Origin of the sequence: Nocardia transvalensis NBRC 15921 (genome assembly GCF_000308875.1) — a bacterium.
In the GTDB taxonomy this organism is placed as follows: Bacteria; Actinomycetota; Actinomycetes; order Mycobacteriales; family Mycobacteriaceae; genus Nocardia; species Nocardia transvalensis.
The window spans coordinates 163,984-185,602 of record NZ_BAGL01000013.1 but is presented as its reverse complement, the minus strand read 5'-3'; the positions used below and the strand labels follow the sequence as shown (position 1 = coordinate 185,602).

Below are 21,619 nucleotides of genomic sequence, written 5' to 3'. Positions count from 1 at the left end.
CCTGCGATCATCGCTGCATGCGAGTACTGGTGCAGCGGGCGAGTTCGGCACAGGTCCGCGTCGGCGACGAGGTGGTGGGGCGGATCGATCCCGCCGCCGGCGGCGCTCCGCACGGCCTGGTGGCGCTCGTCGGGGTCACCCACGACGATACGGCCGCCACCGCGAAAGCGTTGGCGGACAAGCTGTTCCGCTTGCGCATCCTGGAGGGTGAGCGGTCGGCCGCGGATCTGGGCGCCCCCATCCTGGTGGTCAGCCAGTTCACGCTCTACGCCGATACCGTGAAGGGCCGGCGCCCGTCGTGGTCCGCCGCCGCGCCCGGTCCGGTCGCCGAACCGCTCGTCGACGCGTTCACCGACACCCTGCGCGACCTCGGCGCCACCGTGGCAACCGGCCGGTTCGGCGCCCACATGCACGTCTCACTGGTCAACGACGGGCCGGTGACCCTGCTCCTGGAGGGCTGAGCCGCGCGGTCACAACGGGGCGCAGCAAACATTTGTGAATCACACAGCGGGACGAGAATTCGGCGTCCGGCGGTGCCGCCGCGGATAACGTCGGTGAGGAATTCGAGCCTATGCAGCGGCCCGATCGGGCCAGGAGAACAGCCAGTTATGCGCAAACATCGCCCACCCACCGCGTCCGCAAACCTGCGGGAGATCCTCGACTACTTCGGCAAGTGCCCCGAATGCGGTTATCCCGCAACAGCTTTCACGACCCCGAGGGACGCCGGTGCCGTCTACGCCTCCTGCGACCGCCCCTGCGGCTGGACCGGCGTCGTCCCCCTCACCACCATGACCAAACACCGCCGCCCCGCCGAGATCGACTGAACGCCAACGCTTCCAACACGCTCACCGAACTTTCAGAGTTTCCGGCATGCTTTTGGCCGGAAACATCGCCGGCCGCAAGAGATTCCGGCCAAAAGCGTGCCGGAAACAAGGGGTGCCTATTCGGGCCGCACGGTCAGAATCCGCGGCCCGTCTTCGGTGACGGCGACGGTGTGCTCCCAGTGCGCCGCACGGGTCCCGTCCTCGGTCACCACGGTCCAGTCGTCGTCCAGTACGCGCGTCTGGGTGGTCCCCAGGGTGAGCATGGGCTCGATGGCCAGTACCGACCCCACGACGAGACGCGGGCCCCGGCCGGGCTCGCCCTCGTTGGCCAGGAAGGGATCCATGTGCATCTGGCGGCCGATGGCGTGCCCGCCGTAGCCGTCGACGATGCCGTAGGAGCGGCCGTGCTCCTTCTCCGCGGCGCGGGTGCCGAGTTCGATGGCGTGCGAGACGTCGGTGAGCCGGTTCTCGGGCAGCATGGCCGCGATCCCCGCCTCCATCGACAGCTTGGTCGCCTCGCTCAGCAGCCGGTCGGCCTCGATGAGATCCCCGACGCCGAACGTCCACGCCGAATCGCCGTGCCAGCCGTCGAGGATCGCGCCGCAGTCGATCGAGACCAGATCACCCTCGGCCAGAACCTCGTCCTTCGACGGAATCCCGTGCACCACACGGTCGTTCACCGACGCGCAGATCGACGCCGGAAAACCGTGGTACCCCTTGAACGACGGCACCGCCGACGCGTCGCGGATCGTCTGCTCGGCGACCTCGTCCAGTTCCTGCGTCGAGACGCCGGGCTTGGCGGCCGCGCGCACGGCGACCAGCGCCCGCCCCACGACCGCGCCGGCGGCCGCCATCGCGTCCAGTTCCCCGGCGGTGCGGAACGGCACCACCTTCTTGTGCTTGCGGCCGAAGACCATTCGCGTCAGCGACCCAGCGCCCGGAGCACCCGGGCATTGACCTCTTCGACCTCGCCGATGCCGTCGACGGCGACGACCAGCCCGTCGTAGTGTTCCAGCAGCGGCTCGGTCTCCTCGCGGTAGACCCGCATCCGGTTGCGGATGACGTCCTCGGTGTCGTCGGCGCGCCCGCGGCCCAGCATGCGCTCGACCACGACGTCCTCAGACACCTCGAAGCTGATGACCGCGTCCAGCACGTGACCGGACTCCTTGATCATCTTCTCCAGCGCCTCGGCCTGGTCCACGGTGCGCGGGTAGCCGTCGAGAACGAACCCGTTCGCGGCGTCCGGCTCGGCGATGCGCGACTCCACCATGCGGTTGGTCACGTCGCTGGGCACCAGATTGCCCGCGTCCAGGTACTTCTGCGCCTCCCGGCCCAGCGGAGTCTCCTGCGAGATGTTCGCGCGGAACAGATTCCCCGTCGAGATGTGCGGCACACCCAGCTTGTCCGACAGTAGTTCGGCCTGCGTGCCCTTGCCGGCACCCGGCGGTCCGAGCAATACGAGTCTCACTTGAGGAACCCTTCGTAATTTCTGTTCATCAGCTGGCTCTCGATCTGTTTCACGGTATCGAGGCCGACACTCACGACGATCAGGACGGCGGTGCCACCGAACGGCAGGTTCTGCAAACCACTGGAGTTACCCAAGTTCAGGAACAGGTTCGGCAGGACGGCCACGGCACCCAGATAGAGCGAGCCGGGGAGGGTGATCCGGCTCAGGACGTAGTTGAGGTAGTCGGCGGTCGGCTTACCGGGGCGGTACCCCGGAATGAAGCCGCCGAACTTCTTCATCTCGTCCGCGCGTTCCTCCGGGTTGAAGGTGATCGCGACGTAGAAGTAGGTGAAGAACACGATCAGCGCGAAGTAGATCGCGATGTACGCCGGGTGCGTGGGATTCACCAGGTACTGCTGAATGATCTTCTGCCACCAGCTGGGGTTCGCCGAGTTGGACTGGGTGAGCTGCGATACCAGGTTCGGCAGGTACAGCAGCGAGGACGCGAAGATCACCGGGATCACACCGGCCTGATTGACCTTCAGCGGAAGATAGGTCGAGGAGCCGCCGTACATCTTGCGGCCCACCACGCGTTTGGCGTACTGGACCGGGATCCGGCGCTGGCCCTGCTCGACGAAGATGACGGCCACGATCACCAGGAATGCCCCGAGGCAGACCAGGCCGAAGATCAGCCCGCCCTTGCTGTCGAGGATGGCCTTGCCCTCACCGGGGATGCGGGCGGCGATACCGGCGAAGATCAACAGCGACATGCCGTTACCGACACCGCGCTCGGTGATCTGCTCGCCGAACCACATCACCAGCGCCGCGCCGGCGGTCATCACCAGCACGATGATGATCATGCCGAAGATGCTCGAGTCGGCGAGGATGTCCTGGGAACAGCCGCGCAGCAGCTGACCGCGCGCGGCGAGTGCGACCAGACCGGTGGCCTGCAGGATCGCCAGCGCGATCGACAGGTACCGGGTGTACTGCGTCATCTTGGTCTGGCCGGCTTGGCCTTCCTTGCGCAACTCCTCGAAGCGCGGGATGACGACGGTGAGCAACTGGATGATGATGCTCGCGGTGATGTACGGCATGATGCCGATCGCGAACACCGACAGCTGCAGCAGCGCACCACCGGAGAACAGGTTGATCAGCTGGTAGATGCCACCGGAATCACCACCGGACACCTGGTCGATACATTGGCGGATCGCCTTGTAGTCGACACCGGGCGACGGCAGCGACGCACCGATGCGGTACAGCGCGATCAGGCCCAGCGTGAAGAGAATCTTCCGCCGTAGGTCCGGGGTCCGGAAAGCCGACACGAAGGCGGAAAGCACAGATCCTCCTGGCTAACGACATGGGGCGAGGCAGACAACAACTTGACTCTAACAGCGGCGCCGGACGGGCTCTCACCCGTCCGGCGTCCCCTACTACAGAGAGTAACTGTCAGTCCAGCTCAGTGGCGGTTCCACCGGCGGCGGTGATCTTCTCCTTGGCGGAGCCCGAGAACTTGTCGGCGGAAACCTGAACGGCCACACCGATTTCGCCCTCGCCGAGCACCTTCACCAGTTCGTTCTTGCGGACGAGGCCCGCGGCGACCAGCTGGTCCTTGCTGATCGCGCCGCCCTCCGGGAACTTCAGGGCGATGTCACCGACGTTCACGACCTGGTACTCGGTCCGGAACGGGTTGGTGAAGCCCTTCAGCTTCGGCAGCCGCATGTGCAGCGGCATCTGGCCACCCTCGAAGCGGGCGGGCACGTTCTTGCGAGCCTTCGTACCCTTGGTACCGCGGCCCGCGGTCTTGCCCTTCGACGCCTCACCGCGGCCCACACGGAGCTTCTCGGTCTTGGCGCCGGGGGCCGGACGCAGGTGATGGAGCTTGATGGTCATGCGTTTACCTCCTCAACGGTAACGAGGTGGCGCACGACGTTGATCAGCCCGCGGTTCTGGGCGGTGTCCTCGCGCAGCACGGACTTGCGGATGCCCTTGAGTCCGAGGGTGCGAAGGGATTCGCGCTGATTCTTCTTGGCGCCGATCGTGGACTTGATCTGGGTCACCTTCAGCTGGCTCATATCAGGCTCCCACTCCCGCGCGCGCACGCAGCATGCCCGCCGGTGCGACGTCCTCGAGCGGCAGACCACGGCGGGCCGCCACCTCTTCGGGACGCTGCAGCATCTTCAGGGCCGCTACGGTCGCGTGCACGACGTTGATGGCGTTGTCGCTACCGAGCGACTTGGCCAGGATGTCGTGGATGCCGGCGCACTCCAGCACGGCGCGCGCGGCGCCACCGGCGATCACACCGGTACCCGGCGAGGCCGGGCGCAGCATGACGACACCGGCCGCCGCCTCACCCTGGACCGGGTGGGTGACGGTGGAGCCGATCATCGGGACGCGGAAGAAGTTCTTGCGCGCCTCCTCGACACCCTTCTGGATGGCCGCCGGAACTTCCTTGGCCTTGCCGTAACCGACACCGACCAGGCCGTTGCCGTCGCCCACGATCACCAGGGCGGTGAAGCTGAAGCGCCGACCACCCTTGACGACCTTGGAGACGCGGTTGATCGCGACGACGCGCTCGAGCTGGTTCTTCTCGGCGGTGTCGCGACGGTCGTCGCGACGGTTGCGACCGCCGCCACGCTCCTGGCGGCCGCCCTCGTTGTTGCTGTTCTGTCCGGCGGGTCCGTTTCCGCCGTCACGCCGTTGACGTCCCGGCATCAGACGTTCCTTCCGTTGCGCTTGCTGTTCTCGATCCTGGGGAAAGCCATCAGAACTTCAACCCGCCTTCCCGAGCGGCGTCCGCCAGGGCGGCGATCCGGCCGTGGTAGTCGTGGCCACCGCGGTCGAACACCGCGGCGTCGACACCGGCAGCCTTGGCGCGGGCGGCGATCAGCTCGCCGACCTTCTTGCCCTTGGCGGTCTTGTCACCGTCGAGCGAACGCACGTCGGCCTCGACCGACGAGGCGGACGCGACGGTCTTGCCGACAGAATCGTCGACCAGCTGGGCGTGCAGGTGCCGCGACGAGCGGAACACGACCAGACGAGGCCGCTCGGCGGTGCCGACGACCTTCTTACGCAGGCGGAAGTGACGGCGCGCCTTGGAGACCCGGCGACGGGTCGACACATCCTTGCCGAGCGGCTTACGCGCGGCCTTCTGAGCTTCGGTTTGTGCCATGGCTTACTTACCCGTCTTCCCTTCCTTGCGCCGCACGACCTCGCCCTCGTAGCGGATGCCCTTGCCCTTGTACGGATCGGGCTTGCGCAGACCGTGGATGACGGCGGCGATCTGGCCGACCTTCTGCTTGTCGATGCCGGACACCGAGAACTTGGTGGGGGCCTCCACCTTGAAGGTGATGCCCTCGGGCGCCTCGATCGGCACCGGGTGGCTGTAGCCCAGGGCGAACTCCAGGTTCGAGCCCTTGGCCTGCACGCGGTAACCGACGCCGAAGATTTCCATCTTCTTCTCGTAGCCCTGCGTCACACCCACGATCATGTTGTTGATCAGGGTGCGGGTCAGACCGTGCAGGGAACGGCTGCGGCGCTCGTCGTCCGGGCGGATGATTTCCAGTTCGCCGTTCTCGGCGCGGTTGATGGTGATCGGCTCGGCGATCACGTGCGACAGGGTGCCCTTGGGCCCCTTGACCGACACGCTCTGGCCGTCGATGTTCACCTCGACACCCGCAGGAACGAGAACCGGCCTCTTACCGATACGCGACATTGGTTCCTACCTCCCTTACCAGACGTAGGCGAGGACTTCGCCGCCCACGCCGTGCTGCTTGGCCTGACGGTCGGTGAGCAGCCCCTGCGACGTGGAGATGATCGCCACGCCGAGGCCGCCCAGCACCTTGGGCAGGTTGGTGGATTTCGCGTACACCCGCAGACCCGGCTTCGAGACGCGGCGCACACCCTGCAGGCTGCGCTCCCGGCTCTGGCCGTACTTCAGATCGACGATCAGCGTCTTGCCGACGGTCGCGTCTTCGGTGCGGAAGTCGGCGATGTAGCCCTCACGCTTCAAGATCTCGGCGATATTCGCCTTGAGCTTCGAATGCGGAGCCTTCACCTGATCGTGGTACGCCGAGTTGGCGTTGCGCAGACGGGTCAGGAAGTCTGCGATCGGATCGGTCATGGTCATAAGTCGACCGTCACCTTTCTCGCCGCGGTTCCCATACAACACCCGCACGTCTCACGACGCCCGGATCGTGGGCCTACAGCAATTCGGCTGGTCCGGACGGCGTACTACCGCCCGGTCGAGTACATATCGCCCGGACCGCGTGCACACGAAGATGGACACAGAGGTGCCCAGGCAACTCAGCCAGTGTAGAGGGGGGCCTCACCAGGGCCAAATCGGGGTGACGGGGGTCACGGCGGTGGCGCACCAGCCGCAGCAGGCTCCGGCCGACCGGAGCCGGTAAGACGATACCCGGCCGGTCACCTCGATGGACAGGACAGCGTCCCACCCTCCACTGTGTCAGTCACGGTCGGTCAAGACCCTCGCAGGCAGCGCGGCTGTCTACCAAGGCGAGGTAGACACCGCTCGCATCCGGCTCGAACATGCTCGCAGCGCTTGTATCAATACCCTCCGGCGCATCGTCGATGATCTCGCCCGTCGGCCACTTCAGTAGAACCAGCGTCGATCCCTTTTCCGAAAGCAACCAATCGACCGTCCGCCGCACCATCGCCTTCGCCGTTTCATCATCCAGACCGAACTCCGCACCTCGGACGAGCCAGAGAAGTTCATAAACACCCACTGGACCCATCTCCAGATGCTCGACAGCCTCCCTCGACAGCCATTCACCAGCAGCGTTGGTCATCGACGCTCACCCGTCTCGGCGATCAAACATTGAAGATTGTGAACAAGGACTATTCGGTACCCCGGAACTCGAGCTAACAGGTCGAACATCTCACGTGCAAAGGCTCGACACGAACAGGGTTGATAGCGAACAGACACGATCCCCCTATCCTTCGTCCTCCATGACAGGGATGCACGGAGAGAGAAATCGTCGCTACCGTAAGATATCGCACCCCGCCGCATAACTGAGACCCGAAATGATGGTAGACCGTCCAGATGACGGAAGTACTTTTCGGCCATGGCTAGTAGGCCTCTCATCGGCCTCCCGGCTTAAGGTATGACACGAGCGCGAAGGCCGTGCGGCCTCGCGGAGAGGAGACCTCGTGCGCACCGCAATCCCGGCATTCTGTGTACTCGCGGCGATAGCCCTGGCCGGCTGTTCCAGCAGCGACTCATCCGACAGCGGGGCCGCATCCGCGACCGGTGCTACGAAGGCATCGGCGGCCTCCGCCGCAGCGACCTCGTCGTCCGGCGCTCCGGCGAACCTGACGGCACACACCTGGACCGGCACCGAACGATTCCCGGTGCCCGGCGTGGGTGTGCGGTTCACCTCGTGCACAGACGATTCGGAACTGGGAACCGCGACCACCGGCCGCGACGGCAACGCCGGCCAGAACGTCCCCGCCGGGTGCTACCGCGCGACAGTCACATCCGTCCCGTCCGGCTGCCAAGCCGACACGGCCGCCACTCAAACCACGGATGTGAAACTCGACGAACCCGCGACGCTGGAGTTCCTGATCCACTGCGCGTAAGACGGCGAGTTTGCCACGGCGCCCGGAGGTCAGTTGCCCACGTCACGACCGAGGTAGGCCATCAGGCGGTGCTGCTGGTCCGACTCGGTGGGCGGGCTGAGTTCAGGGCCGAAGAATCCGGGAGCGCGAACCACATTGGCGCGGGACCAGTCGAAGGCGCGGGTGACGAGATCTGGTGGCAACTGGATCTCGATCCCGAGCGGATGCGCGATATCCCAGGCGTGGGTGATCGAATCGGTGAGCAGTAACGGCAGGATCGCCGCGACGGGGATCTCGCCCAGGCCCGGCAGAGCCACGATCCGAGCCAGGCCGGAGTCGGTCAATGTCGAGTCGCAGGCGGCGCGGGCGTCCCGAAAGGCCCGCACGGGGTCGCCGCCGGTCAGCGCCGCAGGATGCGACGCCCCAGGCGCCCCGGTCCGATCCGTGAAATCCTCGCCGCTAGCCCAAGCACGCATCTGACATTGCCCCCACGTCACATGCCCGGCAACATCACGCACCGTCCACTCCGCACACGCCGAAGCCGAATCCCACTGACCCGCATCAACTTTCGCCAACACCAACTCCAGCTCGTCCAGCGCCCGCCCATAGGCTTCGAGAGTGTCGTCCATCACCGTCTCCTTCGATCGAGGATCGTTGTCACACCGAGGACGACCGACCACCCCACAACTCGACACCGAAGGCCCGAAATCTGACGATTGAAAGCCAACGAACTACGACACCAGCACCGAAGTAGCGCCGCACATCCGGCTCGACGGCTCTAGGCCACGAGGCCGAGCAGCCGCAGCACACAGCAGCACCCGGCAAGCCTCCGCATCCGCAGGCGCGCGACCGAAATCGCCGATGTGAAGTCCAGCCACTGCGGGAGAGACCCGGAACCTTTCACGCAACTCGCCGAGAACTTTCGGCTCAGCGTCGAAGCGCGGTGGGAATGATGCGGACCAGCACAGAACCACAGCGGCATCTATTGGTTTATATCATCCGAATCATAATTGATGTCGAGGTCATCCGGCTTGGGTGGCCACGGTGGTCCGGATATTTGGTTTCCCGTCCAAGGGTCGATCATAATTACTGGATATTCAGGCTGTTCGATCAGTCCGGATCGCGTCCACAACAACCCACGGTCCGAATACATCGAGACATCTACATCCGGAGCCCCATCCGCAACCAGTAAAATCCAGCCATTCCGAAATGCCACCCGCATACTACCGGTCTTGAAGAACACAGGGGACAGCACTTCGCTCGATAGAATTTCTTCGACCTCGGACTGAGGCCAGTATGTTACGGGGTGACGCTCTGGTGCATCCGATGATATATTCCGCAGCGACAGTTCGGCACCACATCCGACGACAAGACGAAATCCGGAGCTGAAATACATCTCAACAGCGTCGACCTGCCACATGAAATGTTCAGCGACTTGCCCTCTCAAAGGTTTGACAACCCATCGATCATCGTATTCTACGATTTCTCTAGACATGGCCTCTCAATCCTCGAGTTCGTCAAGTATGTTACCAAGGCTGTCCTCCGAAGCGCTGCCGTCCGGGAGCTGGACATGGACCTCCCCGGTTTCCAAATCTACTACCACGTCAGGATTTCGGTTGCCGCCATTTCCACGCCACGCTCCCTGCGCTTTGATCTTGTGGATGGCATCTTTGACAGCTTTCGGGGTCGTCCCGTATTCCTGAGCAATTCTTCTGACATTCGAAGTCTCGGAGTTGGTCTTGAACAACCCGCCGGTTTGGTGGTTGTTGATGTCGTCCGAATCGGGGTCGTCGAGTACCACCTTCATCGCGATGATGGCGGCCAGGTTGGTGATGGCTTTGTCGAGATCGATGGAGGGGAAGGCGTCGATGACGCCGATGCTCCCCTGCCTGTGAAGCAGTGACGCTAGCGCATAGCATCAGATAGCATCGGTCGCTATCATGAGCGTATGACGAAGACGATCACGCAGGCAGAGCTACGCAACGGCAGTGCCGGGGTGATGGATGCGCTGGAGGCCGGCGAGGACTTCGTCATTACTCGCAACGGGCGTCCGGTCGGGGAACTGCGGCCCGTCGGCCCGAGGCGGGACGTGACGGTCGCGGAGATCAAGAATCGGCTTGCGCGGTTCGCGGGGGATACCAATAGCGCCGACGAACGCGCTGAGATCGACGTCGCGTTCGGCGAGGACCGCCTGGATGACTGAGCCCAGCTACTCGGAGTCCAACGAACGGCATCCGGTGGGGCTGCTGGACACTTGTGTCCTCATCGACATCACCACCATCGCCGACGCCCAACTGCCCGTCCAGGCCAGGATCAGCACGATCACGCTGGCCGAGCTGGGCTTGGGCATCGCCCTCGCCGACAACCCCCAGACCCTCGCGTTACGCACCGAGCGCCTGCTGGAAATAGAGCACAGCTTCGATGCCCTGCCGTTCTCCGCAACGGCGGCAAGAAGATTCACGTCCATGGCGAAACTGGTGGTGGCGTCCGGGCGCAGCCCCAAGCCTCGCAAGATGGATTTGATGATCGCCGCCATCGCTTCGGCGAACGACCTGCCGCTGTTCACCCGCAACGCGGACGACTTCAAAGGGCTCGACCGGCTGTTGACCCTGGTCGCGGTCTAGCGTCCGCCCGACCCGAGATATGCGAATGCGGTGGTCCGTCGTCGACGGACCACCGCATCGGCGTTCAACTACTTACCAGCTGGACTTGTGGACGCCCGGGAGTTCACCGCGGTGGGCCATCTCGCGCAGGCAGACGCGGCAGAGGCCGAACTTGCGGTAGACCGCGTGGGGGCGGCCGCAGCGCTGGCAGCGGGTGTAGGCGCGAACTGCGAACTTCGGCTTCGCGTTGGCCTTGTTGATCAGAGCTTTCTTAGCCATGTGCTCAGTTCTCCTTGAACGGGAAGCCGAGGTGCTTGAGCAGGGCGCGACCCTCCTCGTCGTTGACGGCCGTGGTGACGACCGTGATGTCCATACCGCGCGGGCGGTCGATCTTGTCCACATCGATCTCGTGGAACATCGACTGCTCGCTCAGGCCGAACGTGTAGTTGCCGTTGCCGTCGAACTGCTTCGGCGACAGGCCGCGGAAGTCGCGGATACGGGGCAGTGCGATGGAGACCAGGCGGTCCAGGAACTCCCACATCCGGTCGCCGCGCAGCGTGACGCGCGCGCCGATCGGCATGCCCTCACGCAGCTTGAACTGCGCGATCGACTTGCGGGCCTTGCGGATCTCCGGCTTCTGGCCGGTGATCAGGGCCAGGTCGGCGACCGCGCCGTTGATCAGCTTGGCGTCGCGGGCGGCGTCACCGACACCCATGTTCACGACGACCTTCACCACGCCCGGGATCTGCATCACGTTGGCGTAGTTGAACTCGCTGTTCAGCGCGTCCTTGATTTCCGCGCGGTAGCGCAGCTTCAGCCGAGGCTGGATCTTCTCGGTGGTGGTCATCAGATGTCCTTCCCGTTGCGACGGGAGATACGCACCCGCTTGCCGTTCTCGTCGGTGCGGTAACCAACGCGGGTCGGCTTGCCGTCGGAGTCGACAACCATCACGTTCGAGACGTGGATGGGCGCCTCCTGGGTCACGATGCCGCCCGAGCTGGCGCCGCGCTGGTTCGCGGAGTTCGCGACATGCTTCTTGATCCGGTTCACGCCTTCGACCAGGACCTTGTCCGTCTGCGGGTAGGCCTGGATGACCTTGCCCTTGGCGCCCTTGTCCTTACCCGAGACGACGAGCACGGTGTCGCCCTTGTGCACCTTCATGTCAGAGCACCTCCGGGGCCAGCGAAACGATCTTCATGAACCGCTTGTCGCGCAGCTCGCGGCCCACGGGGCCGAAGATGCGGGTGCCGCGCGGATCGTTGTCCGCCTTGATCAGCACAGCGGCGTTCTCGTCGAAACGGATGTACGAACCATCCGGACGACGGCGCTCCTTGGTGGTGCGCACGACGACAGCCTTGACGACATCGCCCTTCTTGACGTTGCCGCCGGGGATGGCATCCTTCACGGTGGCGACGATCACGTCGCCGATACCGGCATAGCGACGCGACGACCCGCCGAGCACGCGGATGCACAGGATTTCCTTCGCACCCGTGTTGTCGGCGACGCGCAGTCGCGACTCCTGCTGAATCACTTCAGCTCCTCCTAGACCTGGACGATATGCGCGCCGGATACCGACCCGACGAGCATGGCCAGTTGCCCTCCGCACGCGCGCCTGCCAGCGGTTTTCCTGATCTGACGATCGACCACTGTGGGTTCACGGCCGGAGTGCGGGCACACTTGTCCCGCGGGCAACCCGACCAGTGTAACGAAGCCCCAGGTCGTGCCCAAATCCCGGCCAAGAGCATGCCGGGAAAGTGAGGGTGGGCATGCCGGGAAAGTGAGGGTGGGCATGCCGGGAAAGTGAGGGTGGGCATGCCGGGGAAGCGGGGGTGGGCATGCCGGGGAAGCGGGGGTGGGCATGCCGGGGAAGCGGGGGTGGGCATGCCGGAGAAGCCGGGGGTGGGCATACAACATGGCGTGGATTCAGGTGATCCTCAGTCGCCTGCACTAGCGTCGGCGCGAGCTATGCCGTCCGAGCACCTGCACGTGACAGAGGAGACCGAGTGACCGCGCCCGAGCGTCCGACCGCCCTCGCCCGCCGTACCTTCCTGGCCGCCCTCGGGCTCGTTCCCGCGGCCGCGGCGCTCGCCGCCTGCAATTCCCATTCGGCGGCGGCCAAGCCGCTGACCGGACCGGATCTGTCGGGATCGGATCCGGCGATCCGCCCCCAGGACGATCTCTTCCGGTCGATCAACGGCACGTGGCTGCGGGACTATCAGATGCCGCCGGACAAGGTCTCCTTCGGCAGCTTCGACGAGGTGAACGACCGGGTCGAGGGCCAGCTGCGCGAGATCATCGAGGGTATTCGGGACCCGGCGCAGGGCTCGGCGGAACAGCAGGTCCGCGACCTCTACGACGCCCGGATGAATACCGACGAGATCGACAAACTGGGCATGACCCCGCTGCAGGATCTGTTCGCGCAGATCGACGGCGCCGCCGACAAGACCGCCCTGGCGAAGGTGATGGGCGGGCTGCCCGGCGTCGGCCTGATCGGGCTGAGTGTGAGCGCCGACCCGAAGGATTCGAACGCCACGGTGGCCACGGTCTCCCAGGCGGGCCTCGGACTCGGCGAGCAGTACTACCGCAAGCCCGAATACGCGCAGAAGTTCGCCGCCTACCGCACCTTCATGGAACGCATCGCCGCCGGCGCGGGTTTCCCGGAGCCCGCGGCGTACGCGCAGCGCGTGGTCGATCTGGAGACCCGCATCGCCGCCGGATTCTGGGACAACGTGCGCTCCCGGGACGCGTCGGCCACCTACAACCCCCGCACCTGGCCGGAATTGGTCGCTCTCGCACCGGGTTTCGCCTGGGACGCGTGGCTGGCCGGCACCACCGACAGGCCGAAGGAACTGTTCGCGAATCTGGTCGTCGCCGAGCCGTCGTTCGTGACCGAGGCCGGAAAGCTCTGGGACGAGGTCGATCTCGGCTCCTGGCGCGATTATCTGAAGCTGAGCCTGGTCCGCGAGTACGCACCGTATCTGAAGAGGGATATCGACGACGCCAACTTCGACTTCAACGGCAAGGTGATGCAGGGCCTGCAGAACCGGCCCGAGCGGTGGAAGTCGGCCGTCGCCCTCGTCAACGCGAACGTCGGCGAGCAGCTCGGAAAGACGTACGTGGACAAGCACTTCCCGCCCGAGGCGAAGGACCGGGCCGACCAGATGGTGTCCGACCTGATGGCCGCCTACCGCGAGAACTTCCACGACAACAACTGGATGTCGCCGCCCACCCGGGAGTCCGCCCTCGCCAAGCTGGACAAGATCAACACCAAGATCGGCTACCCGGACAAGTGGACCGACTACTCCAGCCTGACGATCACGCGCGGCAAGCTGGTCGAATCTTTGCGCGCCGTCACCGTTTTCGAGGCGAAGCGGATGTTCGACAAGCTCGGCAAGCCGGTCGACAAGTCCGAATGGATGATGCCGCCGCAGACGGTCAACGCCTACTACAACGCCAGCGGCAACGAGATCGTCTTTCCCGCAGCGTTTCTGCAGCCGCCGTTCTTCGACAAGGACGCGCAGCCGGCGGTGAACTTCGGCGCGGGCGGCGCGGTGATCGGCCACGAGATCGGGCACGGATTCGACGACCAGGGCTCCAAGTACGACGGCGACGGCAACCTGAAGGACTGGTGGACGCCGGCGGACAAGGCCGCGTTCGAGGCCCGGACCAAACAGCTGATCGCGCAGTACAACGCGCTGGTGCCCGAGGGCCTGGCGCCGGATCGGCATGTCGACGGCGAGCTGACCGTCGGCGAGAACCTGGCCGATCTGCGCGGCCTGATGATCTCCCTGGCGGCCTACCGCATCGCCGAAAAACGAGACGGCACAGGCGATCCCGACTACCACCCGGTCTTCGAGTCGTGGGGCCGCACCTGGCGTAACAAGCAGACCGCGCAGGCCACCGAGACCCAGATCGCGAGCGATCCGCACTCGCCGTCGGAATTCCGGTGCAACCAGGTGGTCCGCAACCTGCCCGAGTTCTACGCCACCTACGGCGTGCGGGAGGGCGACAAGCTGTTCCTGCCGCCGGACCAGCGGGTGTCGCTCTAGCGGCCTACCACCGGAGACCGGGACGACCGGCCCCTACCCCTGTAGCCTCATCCGGAGCAGTTCGGTCCATGAGTACGGGTGCGGGGTTGGCCTCGCCGGGGAGTGGGGTTTCGGTGACATCGTCCGGTCCGGTGCGCCTGCAGCGTCGCGCATTTCTGATCGCCCTGGGCGTCGTACCCGCGGCCGCCGCGCTGGCGAGTTGTTCGAACGACGAGCCGCCCAAGCAGCTGACCGGCCCCGACCTGGGCGGCGCCGACGAGGCGGTGCGGCCGCAGGACGATCTGTACCGCTACGTCAACGGCAAATGGCTGCGCGACTATCAGCTGCCGCCCGACAAATCCGGTTTCAGCGCGGCCACCGAGGCCTTCGAGCGCACCCAGAATCAGCTGCGCGAGATCATCGACGGCATCAAGGACCCCGAACCGGATACCGAGGCCCAGCACATTCGCGACCTCTACGACGCGCGCGTCGACTGGGACACGATCGAGCAGCTCGGCCTCACCCCGCTACAGGGCATGTTCGACCAGATCGACCGCGCCGCCACGAAACCCGATCTCGCGCACGTGATGGGCGACCTGCCGCTCGGCGGGCTGATCGGGCTGGGCGTCGGCGTCGACCGCAAGAAGACCGACAGCTACGTGGCCTCCGTCGGCCAGTCGGGTATCGGGCTCGGCGAGGAGTACTACCGCAAACCGGAGTACGCCGACATCCGCGCGGCCTACCGCACATTGCTGGAACAGCTCGCCGCCGGCGCCGGATTCCCGGATCCGGCCGGCATGGCGCAGCGCATGTTCGACCTCGAGACGCGTATCGCGTCCAATCATTGGGACCGGGTGCGCACCCGCGACGCCAATGCCACCTACAACCGGATGACCTGGGCCCAATTGACCGATCTCGGTAAGGGTTTCGACTGGGATCCGTGGCTGTCCGGCAATACCGCCCGGCCGAAGGAATTGTTCGGCGAGGTGGTGGTGGGACAGCCGTCCTTCGTCACCGCGGCCGCGCAGATCTGGGCCGACGTGGATATCGCGATCTGGCGGGAATACCTGAAGCTCAGCCTGGTCCGGGCATTCGCCAAATACCTGCCCAAGGCGATCAACGATCCGAACTTCCATTTCTTCGGCACCGTCATGGCCGGGCAGAAGGAACGGCCGGAGCGCTGGAAGTACGGGGTCGGCACGGTCGACGAACAGCTCGGCGAGCAGCTCGGCAAACTGTATGTGGCCAAATACTTCCCGCCGGAGTCCAAGGACGAGGTGAAGAAGATGGTGGCCGATCTGATGACGGCCTACCGCGACGACTTCCACAATTCCGCCTGGATGGCCCCCGCCACCCGGGACGCGGCGCTGACCAAGCTGGACAAGATGACGGTCAAGCTCGGCTATCCGGACAAGTGGACCGACTACTCCGGGCTGAAGATCACCCGCGGCAAACTGATCGAATCACTGCGCGCCATCGGCGTTTTCGAGGCGAAGCGGATGTTCGACTACCTCGGCAAGCCCGTCGACAAAACGGAGTGGAACAGCACGCCGCAGACGGTCAACGCGTTCTACTCCCCGCCCAACAACGAGATCACCTTCCCCGCCGCCTATCTGCAGCCGCCGTTCTTCGACAAGGACGCCCAGCTCGCGGTGAATTTCGGCGCGGTCGGCTCCACCATCGGCCACGAGATCGGGCACGGATTCGACGATCAGGGCTCGAAATACGACGCCGACGGCAACCTGCGCGACTGGTGGACGAAGGAGGATCGCGCCGCCTTCGACGCGAAATCCAAGCAGCTGGTGGACCAGTTCGACGCGCTGGTGCCCGAGGGCCTGGACCCCGGCCAGCATGTGAACGGCGCACTCACCCTGGGCGAGAACCTCGCGGACCTGCGCGGTCTGCAGATCGCGCTGGCCGCGTACCGGATCGCCGAGAAGCGGGCCCGGCGGGATCCGGATTTCCGTGCCATGTTCCTGTCCTGGGCGCGCAGCTGGCGCGGCAAGCAGACCAAGGAACTCACCGCCGAACTGCTCACCGATCCCCACTCCCCCAACGAATTCCGCTGCAATCAGGTGGTTCGCAACCTACGGGAGTTCTACGACACCTTCGAGGTGAAGGAGAGCGACAAGCTGTTCCTGCCCCCGGATCAGCGCGTCACGTTGTAGCCGAGAACGGCCCGGTATGTCCGTATCCCACGGATATACTGCGTGCGCAGCGGGGATACACGACACGGGAGGCCGCTCGATCATGCGCAGTTCGTTCTTCGGGAATATGGAACAGGGCCAGGTGCCCGGGCATTTCGCCCTGCAGAACTCCAAGATGCTCCGGGTCCAGCTCAACGGCGACGTGCTGGCCAAGCAGGGTTCCATGGTGGCGTTCCAGGGCCAGATGGACTTCGATTACGAAGGCGCCGGGGGCATCGGCAAATTCATCAAGAAGGCCGTCACCGGCGAGGGCGTGCAGCTGATGCGGGTCAAGGGCCAGGGCCTGCTGTTCCTGGCCAACGACGCCGACGATGTGCAGCTGTTCTTCCTGGAGAACGAGGGCATCACGGTCAACGGCGCCAACGTCCTCGCCTACGACTCGAGCCTGTCCTCCAACATCCAGCGGGTGCAGGGCGCGGGCATCGCCGCCGGCGGCCTGTTCAACACCACGCTGCAAGGCACCGGCTGGGTCGCGGTCACCACCCACGGCGCCCCCGTCATGCTGGACGCCGGCCGCGCACCCACCTTCGCCGACGGTCAGTCCGCCGTCGCCTGGAGCACCGGCCTGCAGGTCGGCGTCAACCGCACGTTCAAGGCCTCCGCCCTCATCGGCCGCGGCAGCGGCGAGGCGATGCAGCTGGCCTTCCAGGGCCAGGGTTTCGTCCTCGTCCAGGCCAGCGAGGGCCCCACGGTTCCCCCGCACGCCCACTGAGCCCGATCGCAGCGCCGCCGCTCACCGGGTGACCGGCGGCTACGATCGGAAAGACCATGCGACGGGGAGACCGAGGGGTTTCGAGATGAGCGAATCCGAATCGACGGAGCACTCCGGCGGCGACCTGCGGCTGGCCCGGGTCTACGACGCCCGCGACCGCCGCGGCCTCCCGATCATCGACCGCCCGCCGGTCGACCCGCAGCTACACGAGGCCCTGCTCACCTACCTCGAGGCGGCCCCCGTGGTCCTCGCCGCCCGCAGCCTCGACATCGACGAATTCGCCCCCGACGACCGCGACGTCCCCATGAACTACCGCACCGACGGCACCTGGATCTGGTCCGGCTCGGTCCCCCACTACCTCCGCAAACACGGCCTCCCCCCGGAACCGGGCCTGGTAGACCACATCCGCGCCCGCGACTTCCAGCTCCCCGAGGTCGACGAGCACACGAAAGACCGTGCGGTATCGGTGATTACGGGGCCGTGAGCCGAGCCGCGGTTCAGCCCGCGTAGGAGAAGTCACCCTCCATGCTCCAGCGACCGCTCGGTTGTTTCTGATACCGATACACCGCTCCGCTGAAGCCCGTACCCTCACGCTCGTGTGCGGCAGCCAGCTGACCGACCGCCTGCAGCAGCTCGTCGGACGGCATGATCATCGTCCGCGTGTCGGAGGTGACCCGCACCCGAACTCGCCCCTGGACGAGTTCGACGGTCAGCTCGGCACTGTTCTCGTCCTCGTACAACTCCTGCAGCACGGTACGTCCGATTGTGGTGTCGAGGACCTTCTGCTCGTCGAGGGGGACCGAAGCCATTGGCACGCTGCTCCAATATCATAGGTTTGCCGGACGGATTCTATGGTGTGGGATAAATCGGATTGGCAGGTATCGTACTCGCTTTCTGTCCCTTGACGTCAGGGTTGTCGATGATAACGGTAAATGCCGGTATCTCGTTACCATCGCTATCGTACACCATATATTTCGTCTGAATCGGCCTGTTGTTGGCGTCTTTGCTCAAAACCTCGCCCAGCATTATCGTGCCGGGATGAGTTTTCCCATAGGCGATTCCCGCATTCTCCCAGACCTTCTTGGGCGAAAGATTCGCATTTCCTTGCTGTGCGAATATGTTTTCGTCGACATTGACGTCATGGTGATCCTTGAACCCGGCCTCGGGCAAGATGTGGCCGCGGTGATCGACACCGTGAATGAATCCTTCCGGATGCGGTCTACCGTTGACTCCACGCTTCGTATAGTTCGACGGAGGATCAAGTTCTCCGACAACTTTCTTGGTGGCGTCGTTTTCGTCGAGATAATAGGTTACGTCGCCCTTGACCACTTTCTTCTCGTAATCCGTTTCCGGTACAAGCGCATCCCTTTCCTCCTGGCCACGACTCTTCGCGGAATCCGGGTCTGCGATGTGCTTGTCCGAGTCCTTCGTGCCCGGGACGAAACCGTCCTCGCTTGCCTTGACCCTCGTGCCGTCGGGACGGTGGGTTTCCCATTCGCCGTCCGGGGGGATGCGGGGGCGGCGGTTGCCGTCGGGGCCGATTTCGGGGGTGCTGCTGTAGACGCGGCCCTTGCCGTCGGACCAGGCGGATTTGGTGGGGGCCAGGACGTCGGTGCCGAGGTGGGTGGCGAGGCGGTGGGCGAAGCCGTTGGCGGCGGCGTCGCAGCCGATGAGGCGGATCGGTTTCTTGCCGTCCCAGCCGTGGTCGCGCAGGAGGTTGCCGTATTCCTCCGGGGTGTATTTGTGGCCGCCGATATTCGCGTGGCCGTCCTTGGTGACGTGGACGTCGGCGGAGAAGTATCGCTCGTCGTGCGGGACGCGGTGCGGCAGGTCGCCCATGGTGGCGTCGCCGCGGTGGTGTGAGACGCCGGCGGGGGTCTCCTCGCCGTGGCGGGCGTGGGCCTCCTCGATACTCGGGCGGGGTTCGACGGGGCCCGTCTCGTGCGGATCCTTCGGCGGCACTTCGTGTTCCGTGGCCGGGTCGGTGTCGTGATCCTTCGCCGGAGGGTGCTCGCCGGGACGCTCCTCGCCCGCGCGCACGGGCTCGGCCTCGTGCGCACGCGGAGTCACCTCGGTGCCGTCGCTGCGGGCGTGAATCGGAGATTCGGGCCTGCCGTGCTCCCCCGCCGCCGGAAGCCCAGCCCGCGGACGCTCGCCACTACGCGCAGACCCAGGAGTTTCACCGGGCCGCCCTGCCCCTGCGGTGTCACCAGACCGCCCTGAACCCGCGGTGTCACTGGGCCGCGCCGAACTCGTGCCATCACCGGGCCGCGCCGCAGTGCCATCGCCCGGCCGCGCAGGGCTGGTGTTATCACCCGGGCGAGTGGGACTCGAGGTCTCACCGTTGCGCACCGGGCTCGCGGACTGCCGCCCGGAGCCCACCGTGTCGGCGGGGCGGGCTGTCGTCGGCGAATCGGCGCGTGGTGCGGTCGTATTCGTGGCAGACCTCGGCTCGACTCCCGAAACCCCTGTGCCGGGAGCGGTTTCGCCGGGACGGTCCGACGGATGAGCTGGCGGGGCCTCGGCGTCATGACCGGTCGTCCCGATATGATCTCCCGCCACGGCAGGCGAATCGCCGCGCGCCACAGCCATTTCCAGATCCGGACTGCGATGTTCGGCATCGATGGTCGGCCGGGTCTCGGCAGGACCGGACGGCCGCTCGTGCACGGGTTGATCGTGCGTCGGCTGCTCACGTACGGGTTGATCGCGAACAGGCTGGTCATGCACCGGCTGATCGCGCACGGGCTGCTCATGCAGCGGGTGTTCGCGTGCCGGGTGATCGCGCACCGGTTGATCGTGCACGGGTTGGTCGTGCACAGGCTGATCATGCGCAGGCTGCTCGTGCACCGGTTGGTCATGCGCAGGCTGCTCATGCACGGGTTGATCATGCGCAGGCTGCTCATGCACGGGTTGATCATGCACAGGCTGATCGTGCGCCGGACGCTCGGACGGCCCCGCCTGGATGGGCGACTCACCACCGTCGTGCACCGGGCGCTCGCCTGGCGAAACCTCCGGTCCCGCCGGGCCATTGGTGCCGCCGTGCGGCGTCTCCGTACCGGTCGGGGCGTGCTCGGTGGGAGAGTGGGCGGCGGCGGGGTGGGTGGCCGGAGGACTGCCCTCGTGACCGTTGCCGGTGTGATCGACCGTTCCGTGCGGAGCGGTCTCGTGTCCCGTCGTCGAGGGCGCGTGCACCGTGCTGCCGTCGGAATGCGGTACGTCCGTATGCGTGGTCCGAGGATCGATGTGGGGCCCGGCCAGCGATTTCGGCGTCGCACCCGGATGGGACTTCGGAATACCCGTGCCGTGCATGAGACCACCCGCCATGGCGGAGGTGGCCATGCGGGGATCGAAATGCCAATTGTTCGTCATCGCGCCGTTGGTCAGCCACGCGCCGGCGGCATTGGCGCCACCGCCGATCATGCCCGCCGTGCGGTCGACCAGCCACCGCTGACCGACCGTCTCCTTGCCGAACAGTTTCGACATCGGGCGCAGCGCCGCCTTGCCTACACCCATTCCGGTCAACGCGCCCGCGGCGCCGGACAGACCGGTGGTGAGGGTCTGCCCGACGTTGAACTTATCGCTCCGCCCGAACAGGTTTTGATATCCCTGAATTCCGGCGTCCATCGCGCCGTTCAACCCGCCACCGAATGCCATATGCATCAGAAGCCGCTTGGCGAACGGCGATTTCAGCGCCGCCAGCGCCGCGTTCTTCAGTCCCTGCTCGGTCAGCGCGGTCATCAGGCGGCGCATGAGAATTCGCACGGTGACGCGATTGGCCGCGATGATCAGCGCCTCTTCGGCCGGAGCGGCGAACAGCGACCATGCCGCGATCGCCATCTCGACGGCCATCAGCGTCAGCGTGCAGTCGAACATGATCTTGGTGTATTCGATCTGATTGGCGGTGTCGTTCGCGGTGTCGGCCACCGTGTTGAACCACTCCACCAGCTTGTCGACCGACCCGTCCCCCGTGCGCATCGCCTGCAGCTGCTTGATCATCGCCTCGCCGCCGGCGCCCTCGGGATACGCCGTGCGGATCGCCGCGATCGCGTCGTCGATGTCCTGATTGATGTCCTTCAGTGAGGCGGCCGCGTTTCGCCAGTCGTCGGAGAGACCCCACATGAGGTCCTCGTTACCGTCCGGCCATTTCATACCGACCAGGAAGCCGAGACTGTCGGCCAGCGGCGGCTTCCAGATCGCCATTTACCCCCCTGGGACGAGCGCCCG

28 protein-coding genes are annotated in these 21,619 nt (G+C 65.5%); 10 read left to right on the top strand and 18 right to left on the bottom strand.

Features of this window, described 5'->3' with window-relative positions; translation table 11 throughout:
* Window positions 1-17 precede the first annotated feature (17 nt).
* Together dtd and ON41_RS05860 are read left to right on the top strand one after the other, a co-directional pair.
* A complete protein-coding gene (dtd, locus tag ON41_RS05865; RefSeq protein ID WP_040745747.1) occupies window positions 18-461 on the top strand; it encodes a D-aminoacyl-tRNA deacylase in 444 nt (147 codons plus the stop codon).
* A 147-nt stretch (window positions 462-608) separates the two neighbouring features.
* Window positions 609-824, top strand: coding sequence for a hypothetical protein (locus ON41_RS05860; protein ID WP_040745746.1), 216 nt, complete (start codon window positions 609-611; stop codon window positions 822-824).
* Between the two features lie 116 nt (window positions 825-940).
* Here ON41_RS05860 and map read toward each other — a convergent pair whose 3' ends face one another.
* From map to ON41_RS05810, 10 genes are all read right to left on the bottom strand, one after another.
* Entirely contained in the window at window positions 941-1,741 is an 801-nt protein-coding gene (map, locus tag ON41_RS05855) for a type I methionyl aminopeptidase (RefSeq protein WP_040745745.1), read from the bottom strand.
* A 5-nt stretch (window positions 1,742-1,746) separates the two neighbouring features.
* The gene (locus ON41_RS05850) at window positions 1,747-2,292 is read right to left on the bottom strand and encodes an adenylate kinase (RefSeq protein WP_040745743.1); all 546 of its coding nucleotides are present in this window, start codon (window positions 2,290-2,292) and stop codon (window positions 1,747-1,749) included.
* The gene (gene secY, locus ON41_RS05845; RefSeq protein WP_040745741.1) at window positions 2,289-3,608 is read right to left on the bottom strand and encodes a preprotein translocase subunit SecY; all 1,320 of its coding nucleotides are present in this window, start codon (window positions 3,606-3,608) and stop codon (window positions 2,289-2,291) included. Before secY ends, ON41_RS05850 begins: the two co-directional genes overlap by 4 nt.
* 109 nt (window positions 3,609-3,717) lie before the next feature.
* Entirely contained in the window at window positions 3,718-4,161 is a 444-nt protein-coding gene (rplO, locus tag ON41_RS05840) for a 50S ribosomal protein L15 (protein WP_040745740.1), read from the bottom strand.
* Window positions 4,158-4,343: a 50S ribosomal protein L30 gene (gene rpmD / locus ON41_RS05835; RefSeq protein ID WP_040745846.1), complete on the bottom strand. Its 186-nt coding sequence runs from the start codon at window positions 4,341-4,343 to the stop codon at window positions 4,158-4,160. Before rpmD ends, rplO begins: the two co-directional genes overlap by 4 nt.
* A 1-nt stretch (window position 4,344) precedes the next feature.
* Complete coding sequence (gene rpsE, locus ON41_RS05830; RefSeq protein WP_040745738.1) at window positions 4,345-4,983, bottom strand: 30S ribosomal protein S5; 639 nt, start codon at window positions 4,981-4,983, stop codon at window positions 4,345-4,347.
* Between the two features lie 49 nt (window positions 4,984-5,032).
* On the bottom strand, window positions 5,033-5,440 hold the full coding sequence (gene rplR, locus ON41_RS05825; RefSeq protein ID WP_040745736.1) for a 50S ribosomal protein L18: 408 nt from the start codon (window positions 5,438-5,440) through the stop codon (window positions 5,033-5,035).
* A 3-nt stretch (window positions 5,441-5,443) separates the two neighbouring features.
* Window positions 5,444-5,983 carry a 50S ribosomal protein L6 gene (gene rplF / locus ON41_RS05820; RefSeq protein WP_040745734.1) on the bottom strand — a complete coding sequence of 180 codons (540 nt, stop codon included), beginning with the start codon at window positions 5,981-5,983 and terminating at the stop codon, window positions 5,444-5,446.
* A 15-nt stretch (window positions 5,984-5,998) separates the two neighbouring features.
* Window positions 5,999-6,397 carry a 30S ribosomal protein S8 gene (rpsH, locus tag ON41_RS05815; protein ID WP_040745733.1) on the bottom strand — a complete coding sequence of 133 codons (399 nt, stop codon included), beginning with the start codon at window positions 6,395-6,397 and terminating at the stop codon, window positions 5,999-6,001.
* Window positions 6,398-6,737: 340 nt separating this feature from the next.
* Entirely contained in the window at window positions 6,738-7,076 is a 339-nt protein-coding gene (locus ON41_RS05810; protein ID WP_040745732.1) for a hypothetical protein, read from the bottom strand.
* A 361-nt stretch (window positions 7,077-7,437) separates the two neighbouring features.
* Between ON41_RS05810 and ON41_RS05805 the strand changes: the two genes are divergently transcribed.
* Window positions 7,438-7,866, top strand: a complete 429-nt coding sequence (locus ON41_RS05805) for a hypothetical protein (protein WP_040745731.1) — start codon at window positions 7,438-7,440, stop codon at window positions 7,864-7,866.
* A 29-nt stretch (window positions 7,867-7,895) separates the two neighbouring features.
* Here ON41_RS05805 and ON41_RS05800 read toward each other — a convergent pair whose 3' ends face one another.
* Together ON41_RS05800 and ON41_RS41385 are read right to left on the bottom strand one after the other, a co-directional pair.
* On the bottom strand, window positions 7,896-8,474 hold the full coding sequence (locus ON41_RS05800) for a TIGR03086 family metal-binding protein (protein WP_040745730.1): 579 nt from the start codon (window positions 8,472-8,474) through the stop codon (window positions 7,896-7,898).
* Window positions 8,475-8,827: 353 nt separating this feature from the next.
* Complete coding sequence (locus ON41_RS41385) at window positions 8,828-9,340, bottom strand: hypothetical protein (RefSeq protein WP_157185371.1); 513 nt, start codon at window positions 9,338-9,340, stop codon at window positions 8,828-8,830.
* A gap of 75 nt (window positions 9,341-9,415) precedes the next feature.
* Between ON41_RS41385 and ON41_RS05795 the strand changes: the two genes are divergently transcribed.
* The 3 genes from ON41_RS05795 to ON41_RS05785 are packed head-to-tail and all read left to right on the top strand — an operon-like array spanning window position 9,416 to window position 10,469.
* Window positions 9,416-9,748, top strand: a complete 333-nt coding sequence (locus ON41_RS05795; protein WP_157185370.1) for a hypothetical protein — start codon at window positions 9,416-9,418, stop codon at window positions 9,746-9,748.
* Between the two features lie 45 nt (window positions 9,749-9,793).
* Window positions 9,794-10,048, top strand: a complete 255-nt coding sequence (locus ON41_RS05790) for a type II toxin-antitoxin system Phd/YefM family antitoxin (protein WP_040745727.1) — start codon at window positions 9,794-9,796, stop codon at window positions 10,046-10,048.
* The gene (locus ON41_RS05785) at window positions 10,041-10,469 is read left to right on the top strand and encodes a type II toxin-antitoxin system VapC family toxin (protein WP_051161012.1); all 429 of its coding nucleotides are present in this window, start codon (window positions 10,041-10,043) and stop codon (window positions 10,467-10,469) included. Before ON41_RS05790 ends, ON41_RS05785 begins: the two co-directional genes overlap by 8 nt.
* 72 nt (window positions 10,470-10,541) lie before the next feature.
* Here ON41_RS05785 and ON41_RS05780 read toward each other — a convergent pair whose 3' ends face one another.
* The 4 genes from ON41_RS05780 to rplN are packed head-to-tail and all read right to left on the bottom strand — an operon-like array spanning window position 10,542 to window position 11,979.
* A complete protein-coding gene (locus ON41_RS05780) occupies window positions 10,542-10,727 on the bottom strand; it encodes a type Z 30S ribosomal protein S14 (protein WP_029923637.1) in 186 nt (61 codons plus the stop codon).
* A gap of 4 nt (window positions 10,728-10,731) precedes the next feature.
* Window positions 10,732-11,295 carry a 50S ribosomal protein L5 gene (gene rplE, locus ON41_RS05775; protein ID WP_040745726.1) on the bottom strand — a complete coding sequence of 188 codons (564 nt, stop codon included), beginning with the start codon at window positions 11,293-11,295 and terminating at the stop codon, window positions 10,732-10,734.
* Complete coding sequence (gene rplX, locus ON41_RS05770; protein WP_040745725.1) at window positions 11,295-11,609, bottom strand: 50S ribosomal protein L24; 315 nt, start codon at window positions 11,607-11,609, stop codon at window positions 11,295-11,297. Before rplX ends, rplE begins: the two co-directional genes overlap by 1 nt.
* Before the next feature lies 1 nt (window position 11,610).
* Entirely contained in the window at window positions 11,611-11,979 is a 369-nt protein-coding gene (rplN, locus tag ON41_RS05765; protein WP_040745724.1) for a 50S ribosomal protein L14, read from the bottom strand.
* Window positions 11,980-12,451: 472 nt separating this feature from the next.
* Between rplN and ON41_RS05760 the strand changes: the two genes are divergently transcribed.
* The 4 genes from ON41_RS05760 to ON41_RS05745 all read left to right on the top strand — a co-directional run bounded on the left by ON41_RS05760 (window position 12,452) and on the right by ON41_RS05745 (window position 17,879).
* Entirely contained in the window at window positions 12,452-14,497 is a 2,046-nt protein-coding gene (locus ON41_RS05760; protein WP_040745723.1) for a M13 family metallopeptidase, read from the top strand.
* Window positions 14,498-14,610: 113 nt separating this feature from the next.
* A complete protein-coding gene (locus tag ON41_RS05755; RefSeq protein WP_040745722.1) occupies window positions 14,611-16,644 on the top strand; it encodes a M13 family metallopeptidase in 2,034 nt (677 codons plus the stop codon).
* 82 nt (window positions 16,645-16,726) lie between these two features.
* The gene (locus tag ON41_RS05750) at window positions 16,727-17,395 is read left to right on the top strand and encodes an AIM24 family protein (RefSeq protein ID WP_040745721.1); all 669 of its coding nucleotides are present in this window, start codon (window positions 16,727-16,729) and stop codon (window positions 17,393-17,395) included.
* Window positions 17,396-17,480: 85 nt separating this feature from the next.
* On the top strand, window positions 17,481-17,879 hold the full coding sequence (locus ON41_RS05745) for a hypothetical protein (RefSeq protein ID WP_174411299.1): 399 nt from the start codon (window positions 17,481-17,483) through the stop codon (window positions 17,877-17,879).
* Window positions 17,880-17,892: 13 nt separating this feature from the next.
* Here the strand turns inward: ON41_RS05745 and ON41_RS05740 are convergent, their stop codons facing one another.
* Complete coding sequence (locus ON41_RS05740; RefSeq protein WP_040745720.1) at window positions 17,893-18,204, bottom strand: hypothetical protein; 312 nt, start codon at window positions 18,202-18,204, stop codon at window positions 17,893-17,895.
* Window positions 18,205-18,244: 40 nt separating this feature from the next.
* Window positions 18,245-21,595, bottom strand: coding sequence for a WXG100-like domain-containing protein (locus ON41_RS05735; protein ID WP_040745719.1), 3,351 nt, complete (start codon window positions 21,593-21,595; stop codon window positions 18,245-18,247).
* Window positions 21,596-21,619: the final 24 nt, after the last annotated feature.

What these genes read in the sequence shown, in the direction of transcription:
- dtd (WP_040745747.1), top strand. Translation starts at nt 18, where the DNA reads ATGCGAGTACTGGTGCAGCGGGCGAGTTCGGCACAGGTCCGCGTCGGC.
- ON41_RS05860 (WP_040745746.1), top strand. Translation starts at nt 609, where the DNA reads ATGCGCAAACATCGCCCACCCACCGCGTCCGCAAACCTGCGGGAGATC.
- map (WP_040745745.1), bottom strand. Translation starts at nt 1,741, where the DNA reads ATGGTCTTCGGCCGCAAGCACAAGAAGGTGGTGCCGTTCCGCACCGCC.
- rplO (WP_040745740.1), bottom strand. Translation starts at nt 4,161, where the DNA reads ATGACCATCAAGCTCCATCACCTGCGTCCGGCCCCCGGCGCCAAGACC.
- rpmD (WP_040745846.1), bottom strand. Translation starts at nt 4,343, where the DNA reads ATGAGCCAGCTGAAGGTGACCCAGATCAAGTCCACGATCGGCGCCAAG.
- rpsE (WP_040745738.1), bottom strand. Translation starts at nt 4,983, where the DNA reads ATGCCGGGACGTCAACGGCGTGACGGCGGAAACGGACCCGCCGGACAG.
- rplR (WP_040745736.1), bottom strand. Translation starts at nt 5,440, where the DNA reads ATGGCACAAACCGAAGCTCAGAAGGCCGCGCGTAAGCCGCTCGGCAAG.
- rplF (WP_040745734.1), bottom strand. Translation starts at nt 5,983, where the DNA reads ATGTCGCGTATCGGTAAGAGGCCGGTTCTCGTTCCTGCGGGTGTCGAG.
- rpsH (WP_040745733.1), bottom strand. Translation starts at nt 6,397, where the DNA reads ATGACCATGACCGATCCGATCGCAGACTTCCTGACCCGTCTGCGCAAC.
- ON41_RS05810 (WP_040745732.1), bottom strand. Translation starts at nt 7,076, where the DNA reads ATGACCAACGCTGCTGGTGAATGGCTGTCGAGGGAGGCTGTCGAGCAT.
- ON41_RS05800 (WP_040745730.1), bottom strand. Translation starts at nt 8,474, where the DNA reads ATGGACGACACTCTCGAAGCCTATGGGCGGGCGCTGGACGAGCTGGAG.
- ON41_RS41385 (WP_157185371.1), bottom strand. Translation starts at nt 9,340, where the DNA reads ATGTCTAGAGAAATCGTAGAATACGATGATCGATGGGTTGTCAAACCT.
- ON41_RS05795 (WP_157185370.1), top strand. Translation starts at nt 9,416, where the DNA reads ATGGACCTCCCCGGTTTCCAAATCTACTACCACGTCAGGATTTCGGTT.
- ON41_RS05790 (WP_040745727.1), top strand. Translation starts at nt 9,794, where the DNA reads ATGACGAAGACGATCACGCAGGCAGAGCTACGCAACGGCAGTGCCGGG.
- ON41_RS05785 (WP_051161012.1), top strand. Translation starts at nt 10,041, where the DNA reads ATGACTGAGCCCAGCTACTCGGAGTCCAACGAACGGCATCCGGTGGGG.
- ON41_RS05780 (WP_029923637.1), bottom strand. Translation starts at nt 10,727, where the DNA reads ATGGCTAAGAAAGCTCTGATCAACAAGGCCAACGCGAAGCCGAAGTTC.
- rplE (WP_040745726.1), bottom strand. Translation starts at nt 11,295, where the DNA reads ATGACCACCACCGAGAAGATCCAGCCTCGGCTGAAGCTGCGCTACCGC.
- rplX (WP_040745725.1), bottom strand. Translation starts at nt 11,609, where the DNA reads ATGAAGGTGCACAAGGGCGACACCGTGCTCGTCGTCTCGGGTAAGGAC.
- ON41_RS05750 (WP_040745721.1), top strand. Translation starts at nt 16,727, where the DNA reads ATGCGCAGTTCGTTCTTCGGGAATATGGAACAGGGCCAGGTGCCCGGG.
- ON41_RS05745 (WP_174411299.1), top strand. Translation starts at nt 17,481, where the DNA reads ATGAGCGAATCCGAATCGACGGAGCACTCCGGCGGCGACCTGCGGCTG.
- ON41_RS05740 (WP_040745720.1), bottom strand. Translation starts at nt 18,204, where the DNA reads ATGGCTTCGGTCCCCCTCGACGAGCAGAAGGTCCTCGACACCACAATC.
- ON41_RS05735 (WP_040745719.1), bottom strand. Translation starts at nt 21,595, where the DNA reads ATGGCGATCTGGAAGCCGCCGCTGGCCGACAGTCTCGGCTTCCTGGTC.